This window comes from Bacillus sp. GMs2/2 (assembly GCF_050172095.1).
GTDB lineage: Bacteria > Bacillota > Bacilli > Bacillales > Bacillaceae_G > Bacillus_A > Bacillus_A cereus.
In genome coordinates this window covers 1-5201 of sequence record NZ_JBNLYE010000285.1, presented here as the reverse complement: position 1 = coordinate 5201, position 5201 = coordinate 1, and the positions used below count along the sequence as shown (strand labels likewise).

Here is a 5201-nt window from a genome sequence, read left to right as displayed (position 1 = left end):
GAATTGAGAGAAAAAGAAAAATGGTGCAACATACATTATCATTTCTAAAAATTCATCATGATAAAGGAATTAGTAGCTTAGATGTTGTCCATCCAGGTGAATTAGCATATTTAAGGATTAAACAAGGTAAGAAGATTGAAGCGAGAAAACTATTAAATCAATTAAATGAGAAGAATGGAAGATTAACAGACATACAGACTGCATATTTAGGTTTAACATATGAAGGTACAAAAAAAGAAGAGTTAATGAAACGTTCTCTTTTGATGTGTCAAAAATCAGGGAATATATTCTATTCGTATTTACCAAAAATACACTTGGGTTTAATTTGAATAATTGGTATAATTATCTTCGGAAAGAGGTGAAATAATGAAAAAAATAATTACAATCATTCCTGCGCTATTAATAGCTGCTACATTATTCATTAACACTGATTCTATAAAAGAAAAGCCTAGTACAAATAATTCAAAACCTACAATTCAACACATGATGGTTGACCCTGGTGGCGGCTGGTAAAATACATAATAAAGGTATATATATTACAAATGACATCGTCTTAATTGACGATGTCATTTGTAATTTTAGGAGAAATTTCTTTTTTTACTGAAAGAAGAAAAAAGAAATTATTGTAAAAAAAATCCAAAAACAAAAAGAGGGAGATCGAAGAAGATGAAGGGTAAAGAAGGGGAAGTTAATCTAATTAAACAAGCTTTATTACTTTTGCAAGAAGAAGATAATCCAAAAGAGAAATTATTTTCTATTTGTTTGAGTGAATCCAAAAAAGAAAAAGTCATGTAAAAAAGACTATCTAACTTTCTTGGATAGTCTTTTTATACTACATATTTCCTTTAGATTTCTCGTAGTTCACAAACATCTCTAATTGCTCTAATGCTTTTTTTCGTTGTTCTTCAGGTAAGTCATTAATGATTTGAAGAATTTCGTGTGCTTCTTTTGTTAACTGTAAGTCTTCGCCCGCTGTTAAATCTGGTGAATCAGATAAACCTAACAAATAATCTGTTGTTACTTTTAAATAATTTGCTATCTTCTGAAGTGTACGTGTACCGGGTGCTTTTTTTCCCTCGACATAATTATAAACAGAAACATGACTAACACCAATTGCGTCAGCTAACTGTTGTTGGGTGATGCTCTTCTTTTCAATTAATGATTTCAATCTCTCATGACTAAACATAATAAAAAACACCCCAAGTTTATTTTATATGAAATTATTTTTTCTTAATTACTATTATGGTGTCACACTGTCATTATATATTAACTATCAGTTAAGTGGAAAGGTAATTTTTTTGGAAAAAGTTTTGGGAAACACTTGAACTTAACTTTAGGTTAAGTTATTATGTAATTAACAACAAAAACGGAAGAGAGGAGTTGTTTATGAAAACTCTAAAGCAGCTACGTGTAGAACAGGGATATACATGTAAGGAAGTAGCTGAAGCCGTTGGTATTACTGAAGTTTATTATTGGTATATAGAAAACGGGAAGCGTCGACCTTATTATGATTTAATTGTGAAAATTGCTGAGTTTTTTAAAGTGAAGTTAGATGCAATTAAAATTTTTTGCCCATAACTTAACTTTTAGTTAAGTTATGGTTGGTTAAGTGAATTAGAAAGGAGCAAAACAAAATGGGATTAGATCAAATCATTAAAGAGTCAATCCGCGAAGTTGTTCGCGAAGAAATTCAAGCAGCTTTAGCTTCATTCCAACAACAATCACAACCAAACAAGGTAATGAGGGTGAAAGAAGCAGCTGCATACCTCAATATAGCAGTTTGTAGAATGTATGAATTAGCAAATCACCCACATTTTCCAGTGATCAGGGAAGGACGTAAATTACTTTTCTTGCAAAAGGATTTAGAAGCTTGGCTTGAAGCACAAAAGGAGGTGATTTAGTGGAAGATATAACCTCATTAGCTATATTAGCGATATTAATTGCATGTGGTTCATGTTTGTTTTACATAACTTATGAACCGATAAAACAATGGGCTTGGAGTGATGTGAAGCAAAGTAAAAAGACCCATTGCAGTGGTTCCTTTTCAAAAAATAAGTTGTTATAAGTATACCACGGAAAATAGAGAGATGGCACATTGGTTTTATGAAAAGGAGTGAAAACTATGAACACAAAGGTATTACACATAGGGCAAATAAATTTTCGTGGCAATGTTATAGATCATGGATGGTTTAAAACACTTACATTAGATAATGGTAAACCTAATATTGTTGCAATTACTATCTTAGGAGAAATTGTTTATTGGTATAAACCTACTGAAGTAAGAAGTGAAGAATCTAGTCAAGTTCAATATAAGCAAAAGTTTAAGGCAGACACGCTTCAAAAGAGCTATCAACAATTAGCCGATTCATTTGGATTTACAAAAAGACAAGTAAAAGAAGCGTGTGACTTTCTGAAAGAACGTGGACTTATAAAAATTGAGTTTAGGACAATTCTTGTTAACGGAACTAGGTGTAATAACGTTATGTATGTTGAACCTGTACCTGAAATGGTTCAGAAAATATCCATTATGTATTGGGGAAATGGTACCCCTCCTACACTGAAAAGTAATAGCCCTGTTACTTTAGAAAGCAAGAGGGTCTTACATTCTAAAGCAATACCCTTCTACGATAAAACGGAAGAGTCTCTTACACTAGAACGTAAGACAAATACAGAGATTACTACAAATATTACTACAAATATAAATGATGATGATGATGATGCTTCAACTCAGAAATTAATTGATCAAGAATTTAAAATTAGTTACAACTTTTTACTTGAAAAGGGAATTCCTTTAAGTGAAATTGCAATTCAAGAATTAGGTGAGTTTTGCGATAGATTCGGTAATGAATTAGTTATTCACGCTGTTAATAAAGCAATTGATGAAAATGTACCAAAGTGGAGATATATCCGCAGTATTTTAAGTAGTTGGGAAAAGGAAAAAGTAAAAACATTAAATGATATTGCAGCTTTAGATACTCGATTTGAAATGAGTAAGAAAAACAATAAACGTACTGGTAAAGGTTATTCCAAACGAACGGAAGTTATACCGGATTGGTTACGCAAACAAGAAGAACAAGAGCCAATACAGCAGCCACAGCAAACTCAAAGCGATGATTTTGAAAATAATAAGAAACGTTTGGATGAGATTCTAAATAAATATAAAAATACTAAAGGGGAGTAAGCTATGAAAAACACAGGTGTTGCAAGAAAAGTGGACGAGCTAGGTCGTGTAGTAATTCCAGTAGAGTTACGCAGAACTTTAGGTATTACCGAAGGAACGGCACTAGATTTTCATGTCGATGGTGAAAACATCGTTTTAAGAAGACATGAAAAGTCATGCTTTGTAACGGGTGAAGTTTCTGAAAACAACATAGAGTTGCTAGGTGGCCGAATGTTTTTAAGCAAGGAAGAGGTAATTGAATTACTGGATCTTATTCAGAAGAGTGGGATGGCACATGCCTAAGCAACTAAACATTTTCGATGTAGAGCCAACAATTTGTGAGTTCGATGTAATGAAGGCAAATGTGAAGAGAGGAACTGGACGTACTAAATACGCTGATGTACGCGTCCGAGTTCCAACGAATGCAAAGTGTACGGATGAATTACCATGCACAACTAAACAAGATGATCGTTATGACATCTTTGAACAATATGTAATGGCTATTTGGAGATTTCAAAGAGCTGTAGATAAGTTTTTCAATTGGGATACAGCTGAAGAATTGTGTAAGGCAGCAAGGGATAAAAAAGAAATAATTCCGATAAGGGTTTATTTAGGAAGTGGCTTTAAACCTGATGTTGTTGAGTACATGAGGTAGTAAAAGGGAGATGGACATATGAAAAAAGTAGAAATTGATGTTAGTAATAACAAGCTTTTAATAGTAAAGGATGGAAATGTTACAGCATTCAATCCACCGGAGAGCGGTTTTGGTGAACAAGTTGCTGTTTGGATAAACGGTAAAGTTGATCGTGTAGATACTAAGTTTACTGAAAAGATAAAATGATTAATTTTAGAAAGTGGGTTCGCTTATGAGTGTAGCAAGAAATCATAAAGCGATGAAGGAATCACGGTTAAAAATATACATCGCTTTAGAAGAAGCTAACTTCATTTGGGATGAAAGAGATGTAGTACGTTTTCGTGAAATGTGGAGTCAAGGTATGAGTTTGCCGAAGATGGCAAAAGCGTTAAGGAGACACCAAGCGGAAGTTGCGCTTCTTGTAATAGATCAAGCTGATAAGTATTTAATTAAAAATCGTCCAATAGGATTAGGGATTTGCTAAATAGGAAGGGGAAATCAAAATGAACATTATGGAAAATGGTGTATTAGAAGCAACTAAATTAATGAGTGAAGCAAAAAATGAGGAACAAGTTATAATTGAAGCTACAGTTTTACAGATTGCAAGTATCTTATCGATTGATGAATTAAATCATTATCAAGAAGCAACATTACGTACTTGGAATAACAAAACGGACTTTGATGGACGATTATCCAATGCGGCTTTAGGACTTACAGGAGAAGCTGGTGAAGTTGCTGATATTGTTAAAAAGGCAATTTATCATGGGTATGGTTTTCAACCATCGCATTGTCCAGGAGAAGAGGACGGAAACACTTATAAATTAGCCTTAGAGCTTGGGGACATTATGTATTATATATCGATTATGGCGCACGAACTTGGTTATACTTTACAAGATATTGCTGAAATGAATATCGCAAAATTAGCTAAAAGATATCCGGATGGATTTAGTCGAGAAGCAAGTCAAGCACGTGCCGATATAAAGTAAGACCAAATTTGAATTTTGTAGAAAAAGAGCACTATTAGAAGAGTGCCCAACTTCAATTCGCAGGAGTATTATGAGGAAACTTAAGTAGGTGGCTTAAGTTTCTCTATAATAATTATGAACCTATGATTATAAAAATGTCTATATTTTAGAGGAGAGTTAGGGAGTATTTGTATACAGTGAAATCCTTTTTGAAAATATCTTCAACTAATTGAATGGTTTCGGAGTCATAAAAACTTCCATATGTTGGGAGTCGTGGGAATAGAGGGTCAGTAATATCAGCATCTGCATAGTTACCTTTAAAAATAGTGATCCCACTTTGATGATGCCATGACTTAGTTAATATATCTAAAGGGGACTTCTTTAAGCCATATATATTCTCTAAATTTGAGATTTCAGAAGAGAAATTTTCAAGGTGAATATA

General features: G+C 33.2%; 13 protein-coding genes and 1 pseudogene. 12 read left to right on the top strand and 2 right to left on the bottom strand.

Annotated features, from left to right (window positions below; all coding sequences use genetic code 11):
- From ACQGS6_RS22525 to ACQGS6_RS22515, 3 genes are all read left to right on the top strand, one after another.
- Positions 1 to 329: AimR family lysis-lysogeny pheromone receptor (locus ACQGS6_RS22525; protein ID WP_426965633.1), on the top strand; the 329-nt coding region annotated here is incomplete at its 5' end.
- Between the two features lie 37 nt (positions 330 to 366).
- On the top strand, positions 367 to 513 hold the full coding sequence (locus tag ACQGS6_RS22520) for a hypothetical protein (protein ID WP_000720922.1): 147 nt from the start codon (positions 367 to 369) through the stop codon (positions 511 to 513).
- A gap of 153 nt (positions 514 to 666) precedes the next feature.
- A complete protein-coding gene (locus ACQGS6_RS22515; protein ID WP_255290694.1) occupies positions 667 to 795 on the top strand; it encodes a hypothetical protein in 129 nt (42 codons plus the stop codon).
- A 37-nt stretch (positions 796 to 832) separates the two neighbouring features.
- Here ACQGS6_RS22515 and ACQGS6_RS22510 read toward each other — a convergent pair whose 3' ends face one another.
- Positions 833 to 1186 carry a helix-turn-helix domain-containing protein gene (locus ACQGS6_RS22510; protein WP_000491236.1) on the bottom strand — a complete coding sequence of 118 codons (354 nt, stop codon included), beginning with the start codon at positions 1184 to 1186 and terminating at the stop codon, positions 833 to 835.
- Between the two features lie 200 nt (positions 1187 to 1386).
- Between ACQGS6_RS22510 and ACQGS6_RS22505 the strand changes: the two genes are divergently transcribed.
- Genes ACQGS6_RS22505 through ACQGS6_RS22465 form a run of 9 tightly spaced genes read left to right on the top strand, consistent with a single transcriptional unit; the run spans position 1387 to position 4780 of the window.
- Positions 1387 to 1578 (top strand): helix-turn-helix domain-containing protein, encoded by a 192-nt coding sequence (locus ACQGS6_RS22505; protein WP_000854268.1) that lies wholly within the window; start codon positions 1387 to 1389, stop codon positions 1576 to 1578.
- 56 nt (positions 1579 to 1634) lie between these two features.
- Entirely contained in the window at positions 1635 to 1901 is a 267-nt protein-coding gene (locus ACQGS6_RS22500; RefSeq protein ID WP_000522030.1) for a helix-turn-helix domain-containing protein, read from the top strand.
- Positions 1901 to 2065, top strand: a complete 165-nt coding sequence (locus tag ACQGS6_RS22495) for a hypothetical protein (protein WP_080444712.1) — start codon at positions 1901 to 1903, stop codon at positions 2063 to 2065. Before ACQGS6_RS22500 ends, ACQGS6_RS22495 begins: the two co-directional genes overlap by 1 nt.
- Positions 2066 to 2122: 57 nt before the next feature.
- A complete protein-coding gene (locus ACQGS6_RS22490) occupies positions 2123 to 3181 on the top strand; it encodes a DnaD domain-containing protein (protein WP_426965632.1) in 1059 nt (352 codons plus the stop codon).
- Between the two features lie 3 nt (positions 3182 to 3184).
- Positions 3185 to 3463, top strand: coding sequence for an AbrB/MazE/SpoVT family DNA-binding domain-containing protein (locus ACQGS6_RS22485; protein ID WP_098844049.1), 279 nt, complete (start codon positions 3185 to 3187; stop codon positions 3461 to 3463).
- Entirely contained in the window at positions 3456 to 3815 is a 360-nt protein-coding gene (locus tag ACQGS6_RS22480; protein WP_098394411.1) for a cell division protein SepF, read from the top strand. The genes ACQGS6_RS22485 and ACQGS6_RS22480 overlap by 8 nt, the downstream gene beginning before the upstream one ends.
- An 18-nt stretch (positions 3816 to 3833) precedes the next feature.
- Entirely contained in the window at positions 3834 to 4001 is a 168-nt protein-coding gene (locus ACQGS6_RS22475; protein WP_006923988.1) for a DUF3954 domain-containing protein, read from the top strand.
- A 25-nt stretch (positions 4002 to 4026) separates the two neighbouring features.
- Positions 4027 to 4278 carry a helix-turn-helix domain containing protein gene (locus ACQGS6_RS22470; RefSeq protein WP_426965631.1) on the top strand — a complete coding sequence of 84 codons (252 nt, stop codon included), beginning with the start codon at positions 4027 to 4029 and terminating at the stop codon, positions 4276 to 4278.
- A 19-nt stretch (positions 4279 to 4297) separates the two neighbouring features.
- Entirely contained in the window at positions 4298 to 4780 is a 483-nt protein-coding gene (locus ACQGS6_RS22465) for a nucleoside triphosphate pyrophosphohydrolase family protein (RefSeq protein ID WP_426965630.1), read from the top strand.
- 145 nt (positions 4781 to 4925) lie between these two features.
- Here the strand turns inward: ACQGS6_RS22465 and ACQGS6_RS22460 are convergent.
- Positions 4926 to 5201 (bottom strand): annotated as a pseudogene (locus tag ACQGS6_RS22460) (sulfotransferase family 2 domain-containing protein); the annotation flags it as partial.

What these genes read in the sequence shown, in the direction of transcription:
- ACQGS6_RS22470 (WP_426965631.1), top strand. Translation starts at nt 4,027, where the DNA reads ATGAGTGTAGCAAGAAATCATAAAGCGATGAAGGAATCACGGTTAAAA.
- ACQGS6_RS22475 (WP_006923988.1), top strand. Translation starts at nt 3,834, where the DNA reads ATGAAAAAAGTAGAAATTGATGTTAGTAATAACAAGCTTTTAATAGTA.
- ACQGS6_RS22485 (WP_098844049.1), top strand. Translation starts at nt 3,185, where the DNA reads ATGAAAAACACAGGTGTTGCAAGAAAAGTGGACGAGCTAGGTCGTGTA.
- ACQGS6_RS22500 (WP_000522030.1), top strand. Translation starts at nt 1,635, where the DNA reads ATGGGATTAGATCAAATCATTAAAGAGTCAATCCGCGAAGTTGTTCGC.
- ACQGS6_RS22515 (WP_255290694.1), top strand. Translation starts at nt 667, where the DNA reads ATGAAGGGTAAAGAAGGGGAAGTTAATCTAATTAAACAAGCTTTATTA.
- ACQGS6_RS22490 (WP_426965632.1), top strand. Translation starts at nt 2,123, where the DNA reads ATGAACACAAAGGTATTACACATAGGGCAAATAAATTTTCGTGGCAAT.
- ACQGS6_RS22480 (WP_098394411.1), top strand. Translation starts at nt 3,456, where the DNA reads ATGCCTAAGCAACTAAACATTTTCGATGTAGAGCCAACAATTTGTGAG.
- ACQGS6_RS22465 (WP_426965630.1), top strand. Translation starts at nt 4,298, where the DNA reads ATGAACATTATGGAAAATGGTGTATTAGAAGCAACTAAATTAATGAGT.
- ACQGS6_RS22520 (WP_000720922.1), top strand. Translation starts at nt 367, where the DNA reads ATGAAAAAAATAATTACAATCATTCCTGCGCTATTAATAGCTGCTACA.
- ACQGS6_RS22505 (WP_000854268.1), top strand. Translation starts at nt 1,387, where the DNA reads ATGAAAACTCTAAAGCAGCTACGTGTAGAACAGGGATATACATGTAAG.
- ACQGS6_RS22510 (WP_000491236.1), bottom strand. Translation starts at nt 1,186, where the DNA reads ATGTTTAGTCATGAGAGATTGAAATCATTAATTGAAAAGAAGAGCATC.